Source organism: Streptomyces sp. RGM 3693, from assembly GCF_050471125.1.
In the GTDB taxonomy this organism is placed as follows: Bacteria; Actinomycetota; Actinomycetes; order Streptomycetales; family Streptomycetaceae; genus Streptomyces.
In genome coordinates this window covers 2,503,641-2,526,509 of record NZ_JBMPPQ010000002.1, presented here as the reverse complement: position 1 = coordinate 2,526,509, position 22,869 = coordinate 2,503,641, and the positions used below count along the sequence as shown (strand labels likewise).

Here is a 22,869-nt window from a genome sequence, read left to right as displayed (position 1 = left end):
TCCTTACGCGCAGGGTGAGTTCAGCGCCAGGCGTACTGGCGGTGGTAGTCCTTGACGCCGGTGAACGTCAGGATCTCCTTGCGGTCGGTGACCCGGGCGAGGATCGGCTCCCAGGGCTCGGGGTCGATGGTGCGGTGCGGGACCGGCTCCAGGCAGCGGAGGTTGTGGTCGAGCATCCGCAGGTACTCGTCGAAGGTGATCCGGGCGCGGTGGTCCAGGTGGGCCTTGATGCCCTGGGCGGCGACCGTGGCGGCGGAGCGCTCGTCGGCGACGCCGCTGAAGAATTCCGAGGAGCAGCCGGATCCGTAGGAGAACAGGCCGATCCGGCGCGGGCCGGTGAGGGCGCCGGAGTCCAGCAGGCTGGCGAGGGCGAGGTAGACCGAGCCGGAGCAGAGGTTGCCGACGACGCTGGGGTAGACCAGGGACGGGGCGACCCGGCGGGTGAAGTCCGCGTCGATGGTGTGCGGTGCGGCGCCGTGCTCCCGCATCAGCTTGCGGTGGCCGGCCTTGACCAGCCCGGCGAACGGGGTGTGCATGACGAGGTGGTCGAAGTCGGTGGCGACGTCGACGTCCACGACGCGGGAGGCGTAGTCGGCGTAAGAGTGCTTGAGACAGTCGAGGTAGGCGAAGAGGGAGCGGTCGACGTCGGCGATGTCGAAGCGGGGCGAGGGGCGGGCGGAGTCGAGGGTTTCGTAGCTGTAGTTGCCGAAGGCGCCCAGGTCGAGGGCGAGGACGCGCGGGTCGTCGCCGAGGAGGAGTGCGACGGCGCCGTGTCCGGCGGCCGGTTCGGAGTACTCGGCCTTCTCGTCGACCACCGCCACGTCGGTGGCGATGACCAGGGCCTTGGCGCCGGGTGAGATACCGGACGCCAGGTAGCCGACGGCCGTCTGGAGCGCGGCGGTGGCGCCGAAGCACGCCTGTTTGACCTCCAGGAGGCGGCAGTGGCGGTTCAGGCCGAGGTGTTCGTGGACGTAGGAGGTGAGCGATTTGCTGTAGTCGACGCCGGATTCGGTGGAGGTGACGACCAGTTCGATGCGGTCGCGTTCCTCGGGTGGGAGGGCGTCGACGAGCGGGCGGGCGGCGTTGACGGCGTTGGTGACCGGGTCCTCGATCGGCAGGCCGATGGAGCGTTCGGTCATCATCAGGTTGTCGAGGCGGGCCGGGTCGAGGCCGCGGCCGGCGAAGAGGTCGGCGGTGGTGATCCGGGCGAGGCCGCACCAGGCGTTGAGCGCCTCGATGCCGTAGGCCGTTCGGTCGGTGGCGCCAGCGGCGGCGGTGGCGGTCATCGCTGCGCTCCGCTCAGGAAGTCGATCAGGCTGTCGATGTCGGGCAGCTCGCTGAAGGCGGACATCGGGGCGTCGGTGCCGGTGCGCGCCATCAGCTCCGAGATGATCTCCACCCGATCCACGGAGTCCGCTCCCAGGTCCTTCAAGTGACGTTGTCCGCCCACGAGTTCGGGGTCGAGGCCGGGCAGGATGGCGGTGACGACCGCGCGGACCAGTTCCGCCGTCGCGGCCCTGTGGGCGGTCGGTGCCTGGGTCATGCTGCTTCCCCCTCGGGGTCATGGACGGTGTGCAGGGTGCTGACGGCGATCACGCGTTGGGTGCCGCGGTCGCGGATGACGACGTCGGTGAGTTCGTCGCCGGGGTCGGTGGTGCTGACCCGCGAGGTGGCGCTGAGCACCAGCACGGAGTCGAGGTCGGCGTTGCCGAGGTAGCAGATCTTCTGGTCGAGGACGGTGCGCCGCAGGAACGCGGCGTCGGACCGGTCGCGCTGTCGCCACAGGGCGAGGGCCGCCTTGTCGGCGAGGGCGAAGTACGAGGCGAAGTAGAGCAGTCCGACACCGTTGACGTCCCGGGTGAGGTCGACCGGGTGCTCGACCAGGCCGATGCCGGGCAGTGGCCGGTAGCCGCGGTCGGTGCGGTCGCGGAAGGTGTGCTCACTGCGGGCCCGGCGGTAGACGGCGCGCGGCGAGTAGCGGACCGGCAGGGCCGGCAGCCCCTCGTGGCGGAAGTCGGGCGGCGACGCCTTGACCAGGTCCTGGTTGCTGCCGGGGGTGCTGCGGGTGACCCAGCGGTTGAAGTTCTCTACGTAGAGGGAGCCTTCGCGGGGCTGCGCGTAGAACTCGGCGAGGTCCAGCGGTCGGTCGGCGCCGGGGGTGCCGGTACGGTCCAACCGGTGCAGGGTGAGCACCGATTCGCTGCCCTGGTCGTAGCAGCCGGAGGTGACGGTCAGCCGGTCGCCGAAGGTGAGCGCGCCCTGGTGCAGGGTGCGGCTGCCGTGCACCCGGAAGTAGTAGAACGCCAGGTAGGTGGGGTTGCCGGCGGTGTCCCGGGCGGCGAAGACGTCGGTGCCGCACAGGGCGCTGACGGTCTCCCAGGTCCAGTCGCCGAGCTGGCCCTGGAACAGGGAGTTGGGGCCGCACATCCCCGGGCGGACGGTGATGGTCCGCTTGACCTCCTGCCGGATGTCGAGGGCCGGCGTGGTGAGCGTGGGTGTGGGTGTGGCTGTGGCTGCGTCTTTGTCTGTGGCTATGCCTGTGGCTGTGCCTGTGCCTGTGGCTGTGGCTGTGGCTGTGCCTGTGGCCGTGGCCGTGGCTATGCCTGTGGCTATGGCTGTGGCTGTCGCTTCGTCTGTGCGTGTGGTGGTCATGCCGGGTCTCCGTCCAGTCATGCCGGGTGCCGCTCCAGGTGGGCGGCGAGGGTCGCGTTGAACTCGTCGGCGCTGGTCAGGCTCGGGAAGTGCCCGGCGTCGGGGATCTCCTGGTAGGTGGCGTCGGGGATGGCACCGTGGAGCAGATGGGCGGTCTTCAACGGGATCACGGTGTCGTACCGGCCCTGGACGAGCAGGGTGGGCGCGGTGATGTCGCCGAGCCGGGCGAGCAGGTTCGGGGCGGCCGCGAAGACGTCGAGGTAGCGCAGCCCGGTCTGCGGGTCCATGCTTTCGCAGCGCAGCAGATGCCGCTCGTAGCGGGCCCGTTCGCGCACCAGCCGGTCCGATCCGCTGTGCGCGACGACGTGGTCGAAGTCCTCGGTGGCGACCACCGCGAGCCGGTTGACCTCGCCGGACCGGTTGCCGAGCTTGTACGAGCTGCCGATCAGGGTGAGCGAGGCGGTCGCGTCGGGGTGGCGCAGCGCGAAGGTCTGGGCGGTGAGCCCACCGAAGGAGGCCCCGGCGACGTGTACCCGGCCGCGGACCCCGAGCCGGTCCAGGGTCCGGCGGCACAGGTCGGCGATGCCGTCGTAGGTCAGGTCCTCACAGGCGGTGGTGGCGCCTACGCCCGGGTGGTGCACGACGGTGACCCGGTAGCGGTCGGCGAGCGCCGCGAACTGCGGCCCGTAGATCCCGGCGCCGATGTTGAAGGGCAGCATCAGCAGCAGCGTCGGCCCGTCCCCGGCGGTAAACACCTCGACATCGCCGCCGCCGGCGCCCTGCGGCAGCCGGACGAGGTGCCGTTCGGTGGCCGGCTGGTGCTCGCGGAGCACCGTCCAGTTGTCGTTCTCGGCCTGGTGGCCCTCGACCATGGCCTCCCGGATGTCGTCGGGGACCCGGTCGAGTGGGTGGTACCAGGCCAGCGCGGCGGGCCCGTCGCCGGGCGCCGGCAGGAGGTCGGGGACGTCGTGGGCGGCTGGGCCGGTGAACAGGTCGGTGAGCCGGGTGATGATCTCGTCGGTCGCGGCGTCGGTGAGGCCGACCGGGACGGCCAGTCGGATCAGGGCCGGGCCCTCCGTGCGGTCGTCGAGGTGGGCGGCGGCCCGGATGCCGGTGTGCCGGTAGAGCCAGGCGAGGGCGGCCGGAACTGGGTGGGCGTGGCCGTCGAGGGCGGGCATCCGCCGGGTGTCGAGCAGGACGCAGTGGGTGGCGGTGCCGGCGGTCACCGGGGCACCGGCCGCGGCCAGCGCCCGCTGGATCCGGGCGACCCGGTGCACCCGGTCGCGGACCGCCGGGACCGCCCAGGCGGTGTCGGCGAGCGCGGCGGCGGCCAGCGCCCGGCCGGAGCGGCTGATCTCCGGACCGCGCAGGGTGATCCGTTCGCGCAGGTGGTGGGCGACGGTCGGGTCGTCGGTGGCGACGATGCCGCCGGTGTCCACGCCGAAGTCCTTGGAGAGGCTGATCGTGACGGCGTCGGCGAGCGCGAGCAGGTCGCGCGCCACGTCCAGCACTTCGCGGTCGCGGTGGTCGTCCTCGTGCTCGGTGATCAGTACGGCGTTGTCGAGGACCCGGGTGGCGTCCAGGACGAGCGGGACGCCGTGCCGGTCGGCGGTCTCGCGGACCGCGGCGAGGTTCTCGTAGGAGAGCGCTGCGCCGCCGTCGGCGTTGTTGCTGACCTCGATGCACAGGAAGGCGATCCGGCCGGCGTCCTTGGCCAGCAGTTCGTCCAGGTGGGGCAGGTCGAGGTCGCCGCGGAAGACGGGGTCGGGGTCCGCGGCGCGGCGTACCGCGCTCGGGGTGAAGCCGTGGTCGAGGTGGCTGAAGTACCAGGTGGGGAAGAGGGAGTTGTGCAGGACGACGGGTCCGCGGTGCGGCCAGGCGCGGCACAGCGCGGCCTCGGCGGCCCGGCCGGACGGGGTGGGCACCACGCACGAGAACGGCAGCAGGTCCAGGCCGTCGAGGGTCTGGCCGGTGGGGCGGTGCTCGGCCGCGGCGCGCAGGGCGGCGGTGTGGGCGGCGATGTCCGGCCGGTCCAGCTCGGCCCAGGAGTCGCTGAGCAGGTCGAAGTCGACGGCGGAGGCCGGGAGGTGGAGGGGGTTCCAGCCGTGTGCGGCGAGGTGGCGGTCGCGGGGGGCGGCGGGCGCGGGGCGGTCGGCGGCGGGCGCGGGGCCGTCGGCGGCGGGCGCGGCGTCGGCTACGGCAACGGCTGCGTCGTAGGCAACGACTTCGTCGTAGGCAACGGCTGCGTCGTGGGCAGTGGCTCCGTCCGCGCTAACGGCTGCGTCGGCAGTGACGGCTTCGTCGGCGGCAGCGGCTTCCCCCTGGGTCGCCACCTCCGGGTTGGCGATCATCAGGATCAGCCGGGAGACGTCCGTGCGGGCCGTGTCGGCGGGCTGGCAGAGGTAGAGCGGCAGGTTCTCGGTGCGGAACTTGTTCTTGAAGCGGAGGTTGCCGTCGCCGGTGAAGATCCCGCGGGAGCGCAGTTCCTCCAGTGCGGCTTCGGCCTCCGGTGCCGCGTTCGGCGACTCGCAGACCTTGGCGCCGAAGCTGCCGCCGAAGCTGAAGACCGTGCAGCCCTCGGCCGCGGTCTGCTCGATGATCTTCACCACGGTGTGGTCGAGGCCGCCCAGCGGGGCGTCCTTGGGGTAGAACTCCAGGTCCAGCAGGTAGCCGTCCTCGGACGGGATCTTGGTGACGATGACCGCGTTGACCAACCGGTCGTCCACGTAGGTCAGGAACATCCGGTGGCGCGGGGCGAGGATGCCCCGGCCGATCTCGTCCCGCACGGTGTGCACGTACGGGTTGACCATGTCCTTGGCCTCGCACCACCGGTCGATCAGCTCGGTGATCGACCGGTCGGTGTCAGGATCGGAGCCCACCGGGTACTCGACCGTGCGGCACTCCCCCGCCTTCTCGAACTTCCGGATCATGTAGCGCAGTCGCTGCATCCGGCCGCCTTCGAGGGTGAAGTCCCCGATCCCTTCGAGGCGTTGCAGGGCGCCGAAGGGAGTGGCGGTGAACCGCACCCCGTCCGCCTCCTCCAGGCGGATCAGGGAGACGATGTTGGGGCCGATGCCGTGCGCCTGCCCGTAGCGGACGTACTCGGCGGCCAGCGCCGGCATGTCCTCGGTGGGCCCGACGTAGCTCCAGGTGAGCATGGCGTCGCCGCGGCGGGAGAAGTTGAAGTAGGCGTTGCGGGCCGCGCCCAGGAAGATCAACGGGGCGATGTCGCGGCCCGGTAGCCCGCCCTCGCGGCCGTGGCGGCGCTCCAGGTCGGCCACGGTGGCGGCGAGTTCCGGGTGGTCCGGCAGGTCGGTCTTGGCGATGACCAGGGCGCCGTCGTCGTACCGCAACGGGTCGGTGGCGGCGGGCGCGGCCGGGGCTGCAGCGTCGGTGGTCGAGGCGGTCGCCAACAGGCGGGCGGCGTCCGGGCCGTGGGTCTCGGTGAGGTGGGCGGCCAGCCGGCCGAGCGTGGGGTGGTCGAAGAGCAGGGTCTTGCGGAGCGCGCCGAAGCCGCGTTCCAGGGCGGCGACCACCCGCAGCATGTCGAACGAGCTGAAGTCGTTGTCGGTGAAGGTCTCGCGGGGGTCGAAGGGGCGGCCCAGTTCGGCGGCGATGGCGTCCTGGAGGAGGTCTTCGAAAGAGCGCTCTTCGGGGGCCGGGGCGGGGGCCGGGGAGTGAGCCGGGACCGGGACCGCAGTGGTCACGGGCGTGGGCGTGGGGGCGGTGGCGGTGGCGGTGGCGGTGGCCTGACCGTGCGGGCCTGCGCACAGCGGGGCGACGAACCTGCTCAGCAGGCCGACCGTGTCGTAGTCGTAGAGTTCCGCCGCCTTCAGCTCCAGGCCGAAGGTCTCGTTGAGCGTACGGACCAGGTCCATCCGGTAGATCGAGTCCAGCCCCAGCTCGCCGAACGGCGCGTCGTCGTCGATCTCGTCGATGCCCATGCCCAACAGGTGGGAGAGCTGGCCGCGCAGCAGGGCCGCGATGTCAGGCCCACCGACGGCGGGAGCGGGGTCGTGGACGGGGGTGGGGGTGGGGGTGGAGGCGGAGGCAGGTACGACCGGGGTGGACGGGGCCGGGGCGGACGGGGCCGGCTCGGGTGCGGCCTGGGCGGGCGCGACCGGGGCGGGCGCGACCGGGGAGGGTCGGGCGCCGCCTGGGGCCGCCAGCCGGACCTTGGGCCCGCGCCGCACCGGGTGCGGGGGGCGGATCGGGGTGGGGGTTTCCATCACGGTCTCCTCAAGGGCCGGTCGAGGCGGGCGGGCCGGGCGGGCCAGTTGGTCCGGTTGAGCCAGTTGGGCCGGGCGGGCCAGTTGGTCCGGGCGGTGTGGTTGGTCCGGGCGGTGTGGTTGGTCGGGTTGATCTGGTTGGGCCGGTGCGTCGGTGGTCTGCGGTTCGGCGGCCGGTGCCGCGAACCAGTGGCGGGTACGGGCGAACGGCGCGGCCGGCAGCGGGATCCGTCCCGGCACCGACGTCCACAGCCGGTGCCAGGGCACCTCGGCGCCCTCGCACCACAGCTTCATCAGCAGCTCGCGGTCCTCGTCCCCGCCGGCCGCCGGGGCGCCGCGCCGGGCGGTGCCGGTCAGTGCGCCGTCCGGCAACTCCCCGGCGGCGCACGTCTCCAGTGCCCGCACCAGCTCCGTCCGGTCGCGGACCGTCACCGCGAACCGCTGCCGGTGCTCGGTGCGCCCGGTCTGGAGGGTGTAGGCGACCCGGGCCGGATCGGCCTCCGGGAAGCGGCGCAGATGCCGGGCGAGCCGTCCGGCGTAACTCCGCAACCGGTCGTCGTCGCCGGCGGAGAGCGTGACGACCCGCGGCGTGAACTCGTCTACAGGTGGCGGCAGTTGACCGTCATACGCCTCAAGGACCAGGTGGGCGTTGGACCCGCCGAAGCCGAAGGAGCTGATCCCGGCGCGCCACACCGGACGCCCATCGGCGGTGTGGGCCGGCTCCCAGGTGCGGTGCCGGTCGTTGACCCGGAACGGCGTCCCGTCCAGCCGCAGGTACGGGCTGAGCTCCCGCACGTGCAGGCTGGCGGGGAGCTCGCGGTGGCGCATGCACTGCACCACCTTGAGGACACCGGCGATCCCGGCCGCGGTCTCCAGGTGGCCGATGTTGGTCTTCACCGCGCCGAGGGCGATCCGCCCGGTGTCGGGCAGCGGTTCGCCGCGCTCCTCGTGGAGGGTGCGGAACGCCTTCTTCAGGCCCTCGGTCTCGATCGGGTCGCCGAGCCGGGTGCCGGTGCCGTGCGCCTCGACGTAGCCGATGGTGCCGGGCTCGATGCCCGCCGCACGGACCGCGGCGGCGATCACCCGGGCCTGGGAGTCGGGGTTGGGCGCGGTGAGGGAGTTGCTGCGGCCGCCGTGGTTGACCGCGCTGCCCTTGATCACCGCGTAGATGTGGTCGCCGTCCGCCGCGGCCCGGGCCAGCGGTTTGAGCAGCACCGCACCGACGCCCTCGCCGCGTACGTAGCCGTCGGCGGACGCGTCGAAGGTCTTGCAGCGGCCGTCCGGGCTGAGCATCCCCGACTGGCTGAAGGACTCCAGCAGTCCCGGGGTGAGGATGACGTTCACCCCGCCCGCGACGGCCAGTTCGCACTCACCGTCCTGGATGGCGCGCACCGACCGGTGGATGGCCACCAGCGAACTGGAGCAGGCGGTGTCCACGGCCTCGCTGGGCCCGTTGAGGTCCAGCAGGTACGAGACGCGGTTGGCCAGGACGGAGTGCGCGATGCCGGTGGCGGTGTGCGCCTGGACCGGGATGCCGCTCTCCTTGAGCAGGTCGTCGTAGTCGTGGGTGGCGACACCGACGAACAGTCCGCACGAGGAGCCCGCCAGGTCGGCCGGGCGGTACCCGGCGTCCTCGAAGACCCGCCAGGCGGTCTGGAGGAACAGCCGCTGCTGCGGGTCCATCAGCGCGGCCTCGTTGGGCGAGATGCCGAAGAGGCGGGCGTCGAAGGCGTCGACGGAGTCCAGGAAGCCGCCGCGCAGGTCGCGGGTGGCCGGGTTGGCGCGGATCGCGGTGCGGTCCTCAGGCACCGGGCCGACCAGGTCGTCCCCGGCTGCCAGGTGCTCCCAGAAGGCGTCGGGATCGTTGGACCCGGGGAGGGTGCCGGCGATGCCGATGATGGCGATCTCGGTACGGGCCGGAACGGGAACGGGAACGGGAACGGGAACGGCAAGGGGGGTGGCGGCGGGTGCCGGGGTGGGGAGGGGGAGGGCGGTGGGGGCGGGGACGGTGGGCGGCTCGGGCCCGACGGCCGGGGCCGTGGTTACTGTCGCCGTCGCTGTCACTACCGCCGCGTGCGCTGTCGTCCCCGCCTCCGTCTCTGTCGTCGCCTCTGCGGTCGCCTCTGCCGTCACGTCTGCGATCGCCTCCGCCTCCGCCTCCATCTCCGTCTCTGCCGTCACCTCCGTCTCCGGAAGTCCGGTGCCCCCGTAGTGTCGGGACAGCTCGGCAGCGTGCTGCGCCACCAAGTAGTCGGCGAACGAGGCCAGATCGGGGCATTCGAAGAGGACGGTGGGCAGGAGATCGAGGCCGAACCGCTCGTTGACCTTGTTGACCAGTTCGGTGAGCGTGATCGAGTCGAAGCCCAGCTCCAGCAACTCGGCCCGGACGTCCACGTCCGTCTCGTCGACGAGCAGGAACCCGGAGGCCAGCACCCGGGCCTCGCGCTCCACGAGGTCGCGGAGCCGCGCGCCGTCGAGGGAGGGTGCCGCGACCGGCCGTTCCGGGGCGGCGGGCTCCGGAGCGGCGACGGCCGGTTCCGCGTCCGGTGCGTCGTCGCGGACCAGCCCCTCCACCACGCACAGCGCCGGCAGCTCCGACGCCAGCCCCCGGACGAACGCCAGCAGGCCGGCGCGGGTGGGCAGCGGCACCATGTTCCAGGTGCGGGCGAAGAGTTCGCGGGTGGCGTCGTCGACGGTCATGCCGCCGTCGGCCCACAGCGGCCAGCCGATCGACAGGCTGCGGCCGGCCCGCCGGCCGGTGGCGCGCAGGGCCTCGCGGCGCACCGCGAAGGCGTTGAGGAAGGCGTTGGCGTAGGCGTAGTCGGCCTGGCCCGGGTTGCCGGACTCGCCCGACATGGAGGAGAAGAGGACAAAGAAGTCCAGCGGCTGGTTCGCCGTGGCCGCGTCGAGGTGCAGGGTGCCCTGCACCTTGGGCCCGAGCACCGCGGTGACCTGGTCCGGCGTCTTGGCGACCGCGCGGGCGTCGTGGGTGACACCGGCCGCGTGGATCACCCCGTTCAGCGGGCCGTACTCGGCGGTGACGGAGTCCACCAACTCCCTTACGGCGGCCGGGCCGCGCAGGTCCGCGCGCCGGTGGACGACCCGTACGCCGTCCTCGGTCAGCTCGTCCAGGCGCCGGACAGTGGCCGCGTCGGGCCGGGAGCGGCCGGTGAGCACGAGGGTGGCGGTGCGGGCGCGATCGGCGAGGAAGGCGGCGAAGTGCAGCCCGAGGGCGCCGGCCCCGCCGGTGATCAGATAGGTGCCGCCGTCCCGGAGCGGGAAGTCGCACAACCGGACGTCCGGCGGGGTGCAGGGCGCCAGGTGCTTCTCGGTGCGGGTGCCGTCGAGGGCGTAGGCGGTCTCGACGACGCCGGGGGTGGCGGCGGCCAGCTCCGCCACGATCGGCCGCGCCGCCAACTCCCCTTGTTCTGACGATAGTTCGACTCGGACCGCGGCGAACTTGTGGTGTTCCAGGGCGAGGGTGCGCAGGGTGCCGCCGATGGCGGTGTGCCGGGGGTCGGCGGTGCCGGGGCCGTCGGGGCCTGCGGGGTGGACGTACACCAGGCGGAGGGCGGGCCGTTCGGGCCGGGCGAGGACCGCCACCGCGGACCAGAGGACGGGCGGCAGCTCACGGCCGACCACCGCGGCGTCGTAGGTGCCGGTGTCGATGCCGATGCCGATGCCGGTATCACTGCCGGTGCCGGTGCCGGTGCCGGCGTCACTGTTGCGGCCAGTGGGGCGGTGGCTGTGGCCGGCGTCGGGGGCGGCCAGGTGGACTATGGCCTCGGGGAGTTGCCCTCGGTCGGCCAGTTCGGTCATCAGCCGGGTGTGGTGGGTGGGGTCGGCGGTGCGGAGGGTGTAGGTGGGGTGCGGGTGTCCGTCGTTCTCGGGAGCCGTGAAGTCCGGGCCGTCGGTGGCGTGCAGGACGGTACTGCCGTGGTCCGTCAGCTGGCGGGCCAGGGCGCGGCGGGTCGGTGTGTCGGCACCGAAGACGAGGACGGTGCGCGGCGGGCGGTCCGCGGCAGTACGGAGGGTGGCCGGGGTCCAGGTGGCCCGGAGGTAGCGGGTTTCGGTGGGCTCGGGTGCGGCGTCGCGCGGGGCGATCTCCAGCCCGTCGACGGCCTGGAGCACCCGGCCCTCCCCGTCGGTCAGCCGGAGGTCGAAGCGGCGGTGTCCAGTGGTCCGGTCGTCGGGCGTGACCTCACGCACGTACGCCCAACTGTCCGCGGGCAGCGGCCCATAGGCCCGCAACTCGGCCATGCCGACCGGTAGATAGCTCCGTTCGCCGGTACACAGTGCCGAGACGGCCTGGAGGGCGCCGTCCAGCAGGGCGGGGTGCAGGGCGAAGACCGGGCCGATCCGGCGCAGCACCCGGCTCAGGCTCAGCCGGGCCAGGCACTCCCGGTCACCAGACCACAGCCCAGCGACGGTGCGCAGCGGACGGCCGTACTCCAGGCCGCTGTCGGCGAAGGCGTCGTAGAACTCGCAGAGGTCCTGCTGGGTGGGGCAGCGGCGGCGGAGCGCGGCCAGGTCGAGGCGCCCGGGGGGCTCCGGCGAGACGTCCGGGCCGCCCGCGGCGAGGATGCCGCGGGCGAGGGTGCGGCCGCCGGCGTCCGGGTCGGTGATCTGGAAGGTCGTACCGGTCCCGGCGCGGTCGGTGTAGGCGAGGGCGATCCGACGGGTGCCGGCGTCGAGGTCGGCCGGCGCCAGCCAGCGCACCGATTCGATGCGGAAGGGGAAGTCGAGGCCGCCTTCCGGACCCGCCTCGCGGGCGGCCTCCAGCAGGGCCACTCCGGGCACCCAGCGGGCTCCGGCGATGCGGTGGTGATCGGCGAAGGCGAGGGCGGGGTGGTTGGCGCGGCGCTCGACGACGCCGGGCGGGAGGGGGGCGGGCGCGGGCCGTGGCTCCGGGGCGGGGTCCTCCTGCGGGGCCTGGGCGATGCCTTGGGGCGGAACGTGCCCGGGGTGCGTGACCGCCGTCGCCCGCGGGACCGGCGGCTGCTCCTGATGCGGAGCCGCCTCCTGATGCGGAGCCACCGTCGCATCACCGGCCGCCGTCGCGTCACCGGCTGCCGTCGCCGGGACCGTTCGGACCGCCCCCGATGCCAGGTGCCGGGGGTCGTCGGTCACCCAGTGGCGGCTGCGGCGGAACGGGTACGTCGGGAACGCCACCCGCCGGCGGGCCGCCGCACCAGGCGCCTCGCGCCAGTCGACCCGGCCGCCGCGCACCCAGTACGCGGCCGGTCCGGCCCATTGACGTCCAGCCAGCGCGGCGGCGAGGGCGTCGCCGTCCGGGCCGTCCACGGGTCCACCCTTGACGGCCGTGCCCACGCACACCGCCCCCGGCGCCGAGGAGACTTCCCCGTTCCGCGTGAACTCCCGTAGCAGTGCCGAGAGTTGGGTGTGCGACGAGGCCGTCACCGCGAGGCGTTCCGGCAGTTCCCGGCGGCCGAGCCGGCTGGTGTGCGCGAGGTCGGCGAGCGGGGTGGCCGCGCCCTGGGGGCCGTCGAGGAAGTCGGCAACCCGTCCGGCGTGCACCGCGAGGGTGTCACGGTCGAGGGCGGACAGCACGAACAGTTCCGATTCTCCGGTGGCGGTGGTCGGTTCGGCGACCGCCACCGGGGTGGCAGCCGGGTCCGGGCCGGGGCCGCGGTATTCCTCCAGCACCATGTGCACGTTGGCTCCTCCCGCTCCGAACGAGCTGATTCCGGCGCGGCGCGGCCAGACCCGGGCGCCGGTGCCGAGGTCGGCGACCGGTCGCTCCCAGGGCTCCGCGGTGCGCTGCGGCCGGAACGGCGAACCCGCGAAGTCGATCTTCGGGTTGAGGGTGTCGAGGTTGATGGTGGGCACGAGGGTGCGGTGCTTGAGCTGGAGCAGCACCTTGGTCACCGCGGCGATCCCGGCCGCGCCCTCCAGGTGGCCGATGTTGGACTTCACCGAACCGACGGCGCAGTGGCCGGTGGCGGCCGCGACCGACCCGGCCGGGCCGGCGGTCTCGGCGGACCCGGCGGACCCGGCGGTCTCGGCGGACCCGGCGGACCCGGCGGTTTCGAGGGTTTCGGCGGTTTCGGCGGACCGGAACGCCTTGGTCAGCCCGCCGATCTCGATCGGGTCGCCGAGCGCGGTGCCGGTTCCGTGCGCCTCTACGTAGGAGACCGTGCGCGGGTGCACGCCCGCGCGCCGGAGCGCCTCCGCGACCAGCTTGGCCTGGGCGTTGGGGTTGGGCACGGTGTAGCCGCTGACCTTGCCGCCAGCGTTGCTGACCGCGCCCTTGATGACGCCCCAGATGGTGTCGCCGTCGGCCTCGGCCCGGTCCAGCGGCTTGAGCAGCACCGCACCGGCGCCCTCGCCGGGCACGAAGCCGTCGGCGCCGGCGTCGAAGACCCGGCACCCGTCGCCGGCGGACAGCATGGTGCGGGCGCACAGGGCGGCGTAGTGGGCGGGGTGCAGGATCAGGTTGGTGCCGCCGGCGATGGCCATGCGGCACTCGCCGCGCCGCAGGCTCTCGCACGCCAGCTGGATGGCGCTGAGCGCGGAGGAGCAGGCGGAGTCGACGGCGAGACTGGGGCCCTGGAGGTCGAAGGTGTAGGAGACCCGGTTGGCCATCGACCAGAAGGCGGAGTGGCCGGTGGCGTAGCGGCCCTCGGGCCAGTCGGTGGCCGCCGAGAGCAGCCCGTACTCGCCGTACATCAGCCCGGCGAAGACCCCGGTCTCCGGCTCGTGGGTGTGGGTGCCGAGGTGGCCGGTGGTCTCCAGCAGTTCCCAACAGGTCTCCAGGAAGAGGCGTTCCTGCGGGTCGAGGTCGGCGGCGTCGCGCGGCAGGACGCCGAAGAGCGGCGCATCGAACATCTCGATGTCGCGCAGGAAGCCGCCCCAACGGCTGTAGCTGCGGTGCTTCTTGCCCTTCTCGGGGTCGAAGTGGTCGCGCCAGTCCCAGCGTTCGGCGGGGATCTCGGTGATGCAGCTACGGCCCTCGGCGAGGTTGCGCCAGAAGGCATCGAGGTCGGGTGACTGGGGATAACGGCCGGTGACGCCGATGACGGCGATGTCCTGGGATGCGGTGACGTCCTGGGGTGCGGAGACGGGCAGGGGTGCGGTCACGGCCGAGGGTGCGGAGACGGGTGGGGGTGTGGTGACAGCCGAGGGTGCGGTGACGGGTGGGGGCGCGGGTGCGGCCGTGGGGGTCGGCGTCGCCGTCGGTCCCTCGGCTGTTCTCGTCGGTTCCCCGGCCGGAGTCGTCGGTTCCTCGGCCCTTGTCGACGGAGGACGACTGGTTGCCGTCGTCGAGAGTCGGGGCTCCGGCGCCAGCACTGTTGCCAGCCGCTCCGCCCGCTCCGCCGCCAGGTACTCCGCCAGCCGGTCGATCGTCGGGTACTCGAAGAGCAGGGTCGCGGGCAGGTCCCCAAGGTCCTGTTCGAAGCGGTCGATGAGGTTGAGGCCGACGAGCGAGTCCACTCCGAAGTTCTCGAAGGTCGCCGCCGGGTCCAGTTCGGCCGCACCGTATTTGAGTACCTCCGCGAACACCCCGCTCACATAGGCGCGGACGGACTCCGCGGACGGATCGCCCCCGCCGGTCGGGTCCTCGGCCGGGCGCTCGGCGATCACCAGCGACTGCTCCAGCTCGTCGACCGGGATGCCGGGTAGGCCGCGGGTGCGGACGGTCCGCAGCCCGGCCGCCGCCGCGGTGTCCCGCCACTGGGCCGGGGCCAGCAGCGGCGAGTGCGGCAGACGTCGGGTGGCGTCCTCGTACATCCACCAGCCGGTGGTCAGCCCGAAGGTGAGGGTGAGAAAGTCGGAGAACCGGGTGATCTCGTTGACCAGGAGCAGGCCGCCGGGGCGGAGCAGGGTGCGGATGTTGCGCAGGGTGCGGTCCATGTCCGGTGTGGCGTGCAGGACGTGGGTGCCGAAGATGACGTCGAAGCTGCCCGGGTCGAAGCCCTGTTCGCGCGGGTCGCGCGAGATGTCCAGCGTCCGGAAGGACATGAACGGATGGCCGGCGCCGAACTCCCGCTCACCGTGCCGCAGGAACGCCGGGGAGATGTCGGTGTACCAGTAGTGGGCGGTGTCCGGGGCGGCGGCCAGGGCGGGCAGCACGGTCTGCGAGCTGGCGCCGGTACCGGCGCCGATCTCCAGGATCCGGGCCGGCCGGCCGGTCTCGGCGTGGATCCGGCGGGCGGCGTCGGCGATCTCCTCCGCCAGCAGCTGGTTGTAGTGGTCGGCGATCGGTTGGCCCTTGTAGATCGGCTCGACCAGTGCCACCGATCCCTTGGGGAACAGCACATCCATCGGGTTGCGGCGGCCGGCCAGCACCTCGGCGAGGGCGGCGGCGGTGCGTTCGACGAGCGTCACGTGGCCGCGCATCTCGGGGTAGCGGGCGGCGACCTGAGCGCCGTCCACCCGGGCGGCGGGCGAGGCGGCGTCCGCGGCCAGCCCGAAGGCGGCCCGTTCGTCGGTGCCGATGCCGGTGCCGATGGCAGTGCCGACTTCGCTGCCGATGGCGGGCTCCGGGCCGGTCGCCGCGCCCGACCGGCGCAGGATGCTCAGCGCCGCGTCGAAGAGCCGCCGGTGCCGGTCCACCACGCCGAGGCGGGAGCGCAGCTCACCGACGGTCGTGTACTCCCCCGGGCGCGGAACCGCGTCCCAGCCGAGGACCGTGCGCCGCAGCAGGTCCCGGCTGTACGCCTCGACCTCGGCGAACGCCTCCTGGGCACGGGTGAAGACGGCGGGGGTGGTGTCGGCGGCGGTGGTGTCGGCGTCGTCCGTCGAGGGCGTGCCCCGGGTCGGAGACGGGGACGGGGAAGGGCTCGTGGTCAGGCTCGGGGACGGGGCGGCGATTGAAGCTGACGTAGCGTCACCTCCACTACCCAGCAGGGTGGTCAGTGGTTCCGCGTAGGTCTCCCGGAAGTGGTCCGTCAGCTGGTCGATCGTCATGTGCTCGAAGAGCAGGGTGGACGGCAGGTCGCCTAGGTCGCGTTCGAAGCGGTTGACGATGTTGAGGCTGACGAGGGAGTCGACGCCGAAGTTCTCGAAGGTCGCGGCGGTGTCCAGGGCGGTCGCGCCGTACTTGAGCACCTCGGCGAAGACCCCGGTGACGTAGTCCCGGACGGCGTCGACGGAGAGCGTGGTGGGGGTGGAGGTGGAGGTGGGGATGGTGGTGCCGGCCGGGGCTTCCGGGGCCGGCGCGGGCGCCGTCGGGCTCGCTGTGGGGGTGTCGGCGCCCGCCACTCGGATGCCCATCGCGGGCAGTGCGGCCGGATCCGCCTTCATGGCGAGGGTCTGCGGTAGCCCGGCGCTGATGATGCGGCGCAGCACGGCCATGCCTTCGGCGGGTTCGATGGAGCCGATGCCGAGCTTGGCGAAGGCGTCCCGCATCCGGTCGGTGGCCACCGCGCCGACGCTGCCCCAGAAGCCCCAGTTGACGACCGCGACGGGGTACGGCCGCTGCCGGTCCAGCCACTGGGCGTAGGCGTCCTCGAAGGTGCTGGCCGCCGCGTAGTTGGCCTGTCCGCCGGCCTCGACGAAGGAGACCGCCGAGGAGAAGATCAGCAGGAAGTCCAGCGGTTCGGCGCCGAAGACCCGGCCGAAGGCGGTGACGCCGGCGACCTTGGGGGCGAGTCCGGCGCGGAAGGTCTCCTCGTCCATGTGGGCGAGGGTGCGGTCACGCAGGTCGAGGGCGGCGTGCAGGGCGCCGTTGACCGGGCCGAACTCCGTGTGGACGGTGGCCAGCGCGGCCCGCAGCGCCGACTCGTCGGCGACGTCCGCCTGGAGGTAGCGGACCTGACCGCCCAGGGCCGCGATCTCGGCGGCCTTGGCCCGGTGTTCGGGGTCCTCCGGGCGGCGGCCGAGCCAGACCAGTCGGGCGCGGGCGATCCGGGCGAGCAGCCGGCTGAGGGCGAAGCCGATGCCGCCGGCGCCGCCGGCGATCACGTACACGCCGCCCTCCCGGAACGGCTCGACGCCCTGCGGCGCGGGCACCCGCACCGGCGCGAAGACCCGCTCCAGGCGGCGGGCGCCGCGCAGCAGCACCACGGGTTCGGTGCCCGGCTCGGCGGTGATCCGCTCGGCGGTACGGGCCGGGTCGGTGTCCGGGCCGGCGCCGACGTCGAGGCAACTGACGCTCCAGCGGGGGCATTCGGATGCGATCGCCCGGGCCAGGCCGAGCAGCCCGGCGGCGTCCGGGCGGACCGGGTCGGCGGCGTCGGCCGGGACCGCGCCGCCGAGCACGAGGCGCAGGGCGAGCCGGTCCCGGGTCCGGCCGGTCGTGATCAGGTGCTTGACGAGCCGGAAGAGCTCCAGGGCGGAGCGGTCGGACTCGGGGGCGGTCCGGTCCCCGTCGTCCGCGGTCGCCACGAAGTAGAGGGTGTCCAGGGGCTGTTGGAGGGCGGGGCGGTCGGTGGTCCGGTCGGTGTCGGCGGAGTCGGTCAGCGGGACCAGGGCCGCTCCGGTGCGGGCCGCGAGGGCGGTGGCGAGCCGGGACGCGGCGGCGGTGTGCACGACGGCGGTGCGGCCGGTGTCGGGTGCGGGGACGGGTGCGGAGCGGGTCGCGTCCTGCCAGACGGGCCGGTGCATCATCGCGTCGACGGGGTTGCGGCGGGCCCGCAGGGCGAGGCCGTGGTAGCGGACGCAGACCCGCCCGTCGGCGTCGGCGAGGCGCACGGTGTAGCGGTGCTGTCCGGCGCGCTGCACGTGGGCGTGGGCCGGCCGGGCGCGGTCGTCGAGGATCTCCACCCGCTCGACGGAGAACGGCACGAGGGTGGCGTCGTTGCCGGCCTCCAGCGCCGCGATGGTCTGCTGGGCGCCGTCGAGCAGTGCGGGGTGCAGGGCGAAGCCTTCGGCGCCGGGCGGGGTGCGGAGGGCGCCCAGGACGTCGTCCGCGCCGAAGGCGATCGCCTCCAGGACCTGGAAGGTCGGGCCGTAGGCGATGCCGCCGGCGCGGAAGTCCGCGTAGAAGCGGGCGGCCGGGATCGTGTGCGGACAGCGGGCGGCGAGCGCGCGCAGGTCGAGGGTTTCGGGGGTCGGGGGCGGGCCGTCGGGCGCGGCGGTGAGCTGTCCGCGGGTGCACAGGGTCTCGCCGTGTTCGCCGGTGGTGAGGGTGAAGCGGTAGGTGCCGGCGGTGGTTCCGTCGCGGGTAAGAGTCAGGCGCAGCGAACCGGCGGCCTCGGCGTCGATCAGCCGGAGCCACTGGACGCCGTGCAGGGTGAGCGGGCCGGACAGGCCGCAGCGGGCCGCGGCGGCCACCGCCAGGTCGAGTCCGGCGGCGCCGGGGAGGACCGGGGCGTCGCCGATCCGGTGGTGGTCCAGCACCCAGTGGTCGGCGGGGACGGCGGCCGGCAGGGCGGCGCCGTCGGGGTCGTCGGGCGAGCCGGCCGGGATGCCGAGGAACGGGTGCGGGGCCGGGCCGGTGGCCTCCGGGTGGGTGCCGCCGGTGGCTGCCGAGAGTTCCACCCAGTGCCGGTCCGCGGCGAACGGATAGGTCGGCAGCGGTGTGCGGCGCGGGTGCGGCCCGTGCGGCAGGGTGCGCCAGTCGACGTCGTGGCCGGCGGTGTAGGCGGCGGCCAGGGTTTCCAGGGCGGTGCGGCGGACGTCGGGGTCGGCGGCGCCGGTGCGGGTGGTGAGGTCCTGGCCGCTGGTCTCCTCCGGTGTGGCGGTGGCCGCGGGGCTGTCCGATCCGGTGCGGTAGCAGCCGGGCGCGGTCGAACCGACGGCCAGCAGCCGGAGTTTGCGGCGGAGTTCGGGGGTGTCTCGGGCGATGACCGCGGCGCGTACGGGGAGGTGGGCGCGGCCGACGCCGAGGGTGAAGGCGAGGTCGGCGGGGTGGGCGTCGTCCGGGATGGCGTCGGCGAGGGCGCCGAGCAGTCGGCCCAGCGCGGCCTGGTCGCGGGCGGAGACCGGGAACAGTCGTTCCCCGTCGGGCCCTTCGGGGCGGGCGGTCGGCCGTGGGGCCTCGGCGAGCACCGCATGGGCGTTGGTGCCGCTGAAGCCGAAGCTGCTGACGGTGGCGATCCGGGTGCCGCCGGGGCCGGGCTCCCAGGGCCGGCGGTCCGGGACGACGTAGAAGGGGCTGGTCGGCAGGTCGGTCTTGGGGTTGGGGGTGTCGAAGGCGGGTGCGGGCGGGAGTTCGCGGTGGCGCAGGGCCAGCAGGACCTTGAGCAGGCCGGCGATTCCGGCGGCCATCGTGGTGTGCCCGATGTTGGCCTTGACGGTGCCCAGGCCGCAGTAGCCGACCCGGTCGGTGTGCCGGCGGAAGACCTCGGTGAGCGCCTTGACCTCGATCGGGTCGCCGAGGGCGGTGCCGGTGCCGTGCGCCTCGACGTAGCCGATGTCGGCGGGGTGCACGCCGGCCCGGTCGTGGACGTCGGCGATCAGGGCGGCCTGGGACGCGGCGCTGGGCGCGGTGATGCCGTTGGTGCGGCCGTCGCCGTTGACGCCGGTGGCCTTGATGACGCCGTGGATGTGGTCGCCGTCGGCCAGGGCGCGGTCGAGGCGTTTGAGGACGACGGCGCCGACGCCCTCGCCGAGCACCGTGCCGTCGGCCGCGGCGTCGAACGGTATGCAGCGTCCGCGCGGGGAGAGCATGCCGACCTTGCTGCCGCGGATGTGGAGTTGGGGGGTGACCATCAGGGCGACCCCGCCGGCGACGGCCATCGCGCATTCGCCGCGCCGGATGCTGTCGGCGGCCAGGTGCACCGCGACCAGGGACGACGAGCAGGCGGTGTCGACGGCCATGGTGGGGCCGTCGAGGTTGAGGAAGTAGCCGATCCGGGCCGGCAGGAGGGAACTGGTGGTGCCGAGGAAGGCGTGGCCGGTGTCGGCCTTGCCCGCCCGGTCGAGCAGCAGCGAGTAGTCGCCGGGGGCGCAGCCGACGAAGACCCCGCAGTGGGTGCGTTCGGGGCCGCCGACCGCGTATCCGGCGTGTTCCAGGGCGGCGTGCGACTGCTGGAGGAAGAGCCGCTGTTGTGGGTCCATGACCTCCGCCTCCAGCGGCGAGAGGTGGAAGAACGCGGCGTCGAACCGGTCGACGTCGGGCAGCATGGCGGCCCATTTGCTGTAGGTGCGGCCGGGCGCGAGCCGGTCGGGGTCGAAGACGTGGTCGACCGCCCAGCGGTGGGCGGGCACCTCGGTGAAGCTGTCGCGGCCGGCGGCGATGTTCGCCCAGAAGGCGTCGAGGTCCTCGGCGCCGGGGAAGCGGGCGGACATGCCGATGACGGCGATGTCGGAGGTATCGGAGACGTTGGCTGGGGCAGTGGAGGCGGGGGCTTCGGTGGTGGGCGCCGCCGCGGGGGCGTCGTCGGTCCCTTGGGGCCCGTCGGGCGCCGTGGGCTCCGTACGGGCCGGGGTGCGCTGCCACAGGTCTTTGATGTGGTCGGCCAGACGGGCCACGGTCGGGTGGTCGAACAGCGCGACCGGGTCGATCTCCACGGCGAAGCGCTCGCCCAGACCGCGGACGATCTCCACCGCACCGACCGAGTCCACGCCCATCTCCTGGAAGCTCAACCGGGCGTCGATCTCGTGACGTTCGAGGTAGAGGCGGGCGCAGACGGCGTCCTCGACGGCCCGGACGACCTCGGCGCGGTCGAGGGCGGGGCGGCCGGGGGCGGCAGAGGGCGTCGGGGCCGGTGTCGGCCGGGCGGTGACCGGTGCGGTCGGTGCGGCCGGGGTGCCGGTGTCCGGGGCGACCGCGGGGTGTCGGCGCTCGGCTCGGGCCCGCTGCCAGCGGCCGATCCAGTACGGCCGCTCGTCGAGCGGGTGGGCGGGCAGCGGGACCCGGCGCGGACGCGGGCCGTCGGCGGGCCGGCACTCCTCCCAGGGCACGTCGGTGCCGGCGGCCCAGAGCCGGGCCAGGCCGTGCAGCCGCCCCTGCCGGAACAGCTCGACGGCGCGCCCGCCGGCCGCGGCCCGCGCGTCAGCGCCCTGCGGTCGGTCCGCGCCCCCGGCCGGCTCCGCGACGCCGGTGAAGACGTCGTCGCCGAGCGCCCCGCCCGCCAGGAAGGCCGTCAACGTGGCGTGCAGTGTGGGGAGTTCGGAGGCGACGACGGCCAGGCGGGCGGGTAGTTGGGCGCGGCCCACCTGGAGGGTGTAGGCGATGTCGGCCAGGGGGACGGTGCGCGGGTCCGCGGCGGCCCGGGCGGCCAGTTCGGCGATCGAGGCGTCGAGGGCGATCGAGGCTTCGAGGACGGCCGGTGCGCCGCCGGAGCGGCGGTGCTCCAGCCGGCGGCGGAGATCGGTGGCCGCGACCGGGTCGAGGCCCAGGTCGGCGAGGGGTTCGCGGGGGTCGACCGCGGCGCGGGGCACGTCCAGGACGGCGGCGACCTCTTCGGTGAGCAGGGCCACCGCGGCCTCCTCGACCGTACCGGCGCCGTCGGCACCCTCGGCGGCCAGCCGGTCGAGGTGGGCCAGCTGGCGCCGGACGACCTCGCGCAGCCGCGCCTCGTCCGGCGCCGAGTACACGAACAGCTGGGGTCCCGCGGGGGTGGCGTCGGCCGGTTCCGGCGGTGGGCTCTCCAGTAGGACATGGGCGTTGGAGCCGCCCGCGCCGAACGCGCTGATCCCGGCGCGGAGCACGCTGCCGCCGGCCGGGGGCCGCCAGGGTGCGCGGTCCCGCTGGACACGGAAGGGCGAGGCGGCGAAGTCGATGTACGGGTTGAGCCGTTCGGCGTGGAGCGAGGGGGCGAGTTCGCGGTGCCGCATCTGGAGCAGCACCTTGGTCACCGCGGCGATCCCGGCCGCGCTCTCCAGGTGGCCGATGTTCGACTTCACCGAGCCGATCGGACAACTACCGGGCTGCACACCGGAGTTGGCGTATGCCTGGGTGAGTCCGGCGATCTCGATCGGGTCGCCGAGCGAGGTGCCGGTGCCGTGCGCCTCGATGTAGCCGATGCTGTCCGGCGCCAGGCCGGAGCGGGCCAGGGTCTCGCCGATCAGGGCGGCCTGGGCGGCGGGGCTGGGGACGGTGAAGCCGCTGGTGCGGCCGGAGTGGTTGAGGAACGAGCCGCGGATCACGCCGTGCACGGTGTCACCGTCGGCCTGCGCCCGCGCCAGCGGTTTGAGCAGGACGGCGCCGACGCCCTCGCCGGGCACGTAGCCGTCACCGTCGGCGCCGAAACTGCGGCAGCGGCCGTCGGTGGACAGGAAGCGGCCCTGGGCGAGTTGGAGGTACTTCTGCGGGTGGACGGAGAGGTTGACGCCGCCGGCCACGGCCATGGTGCACTCGCCGCGGCGCAGGCTCTCGACGGCCAGGTGGAGGGCGGTGAGTGAGGAGGAGCAGGCGGTGTCGACGGCCATGCTGGGGCCCGCGAGGCCCAGGCAGTAGGAGAGGCGGTTGGCGACCGCGCAGTGCAGCGCGGTGGGTGCCACGCCGCGATCCGCGCCGCCGTCGGGGTCGGGGTCGGGGTCGGGGTCCGCGTCGGTGAAGAGCTGGTAGTGGTTCCACATCACGCCGGCGAAGACACCGACGCGGGAGCCCACCAGGGCGTCCGGCCGGTAGCCGGCGTGCTCGACGGCCTGCCGGCCGATGGTGAGGAAGAGGCGTTCCTGCGGGTCCATCCGCTCGGCCTCGCGGCGGGAGATGCCGAACGCGGCCGCGTCGAAGCGGTCCACGCCGTCGAGGAAGCCGCCCCAACGGCCGTAGGTGCGGCCGTCCTTGCCGGGTTCGGGGTCGTGGATCGCCTCGTGGTCCCAGCGGTCGGCCGGGACCTCGGTGACGCAGTCGCGGCCCTCGGCGAGGTTGCGCCAGAAGGCGTCCAGGTCGTCGGCGTGCGGGTAGCGGCCGGCGAGGCCGATGACGGCGATGGCGACGGCGTCCGACTGGTCGGTGGGGGCGTCCCCGGCAGAGCCTGACGAGGCGGAGGAAGCCGAGGTAGCGGAGGAAGCCGAGCCGGATGCGGACATCGGCCGGTCATCGGACCGGGCCGGCTCGGGGGTCGACTCTTGGGCCGGCTCGTGGGCCGACTCGGGGGCCGGCAGCAGGTCCTCGATGCGCCGCTGGTCC

At 73.9% G+C, this 22,869-nt stretch carries 4 protein-coding genes (1 of these 4 cut by a window edge); all 4 read right to left on the bottom strand.

Going from position 1 to position 22,869, the window contains the following annotated elements:
- Positions 1-20: 20 nt before the first annotated feature.
- Tightly spaced (at most 17 nt apart), the 4 genes in view from ACO0M4_RS28550 to ACO0M4_RS28535 form a layout consistent with a single transcriptional unit that may run on beyond the window.
- A complete protein-coding gene (locus ACO0M4_RS28550) occupies positions 21-1,286 on the bottom strand; it encodes a hydroxymethylglutaryl-CoA synthase family protein (RefSeq protein WP_430373796.1) in 1,266 nt (421 codons plus the stop codon).
- Positions 1,283-1,543 (bottom strand): acyl carrier protein, encoded by a 261-nt coding sequence (locus ACO0M4_RS28545; RefSeq protein WP_430373795.1) that lies wholly within the window; start codon positions 1,541-1,543, stop codon positions 1,283-1,285. The genes ACO0M4_RS28550 and ACO0M4_RS28545 overlap by 4 nt, the downstream gene beginning before the upstream one ends.
- Entirely contained in the window at positions 1,540-2,652 is a 1,113-nt protein-coding gene (locus ACO0M4_RS28540; RefSeq protein ID WP_430373794.1) for an LnmK family bifunctional acyltransferase/decarboxylase, read from the bottom strand. Before ACO0M4_RS28540 ends, ACO0M4_RS28545 begins: the two co-directional genes overlap by 4 nt.
- Positions 2,653-2,669: 17 nt before the next feature.
- Positions 2,670-22,869 carry the 3' portion of an SDR family NAD(P)-dependent oxidoreductase gene (locus ACO0M4_RS28535; protein WP_430373792.1) on the bottom strand. The gene runs 2,681 nt beyond the window's last position, so only the last 20,200 of its 22,881 coding nucleotides appear in the window; its start codon lies beyond the right edge, outside the window; its stop codon occupies positions 2,670-2,672.

Coding starts and splice junctions, on each gene's coding strand:
- ACO0M4_RS28545 (WP_430373795.1), bottom strand. CDS start 1,543: ATGACCCAGGCACCGACCGCCCACAGGGCCGCGACGGCGGAACTGGTC.
- ACO0M4_RS28550 (WP_430373796.1), bottom strand. CDS start 1,286: ATGACCGCCACCGCCGCCGCTGGCGCCACCGACCGAACGGCCTACGGC.
- ACO0M4_RS28540 (WP_430373794.1), bottom strand. CDS start 2,652: ATGACCACCACACGCACAGACGAAGCGACAGCCACAGCCATAGCCACA.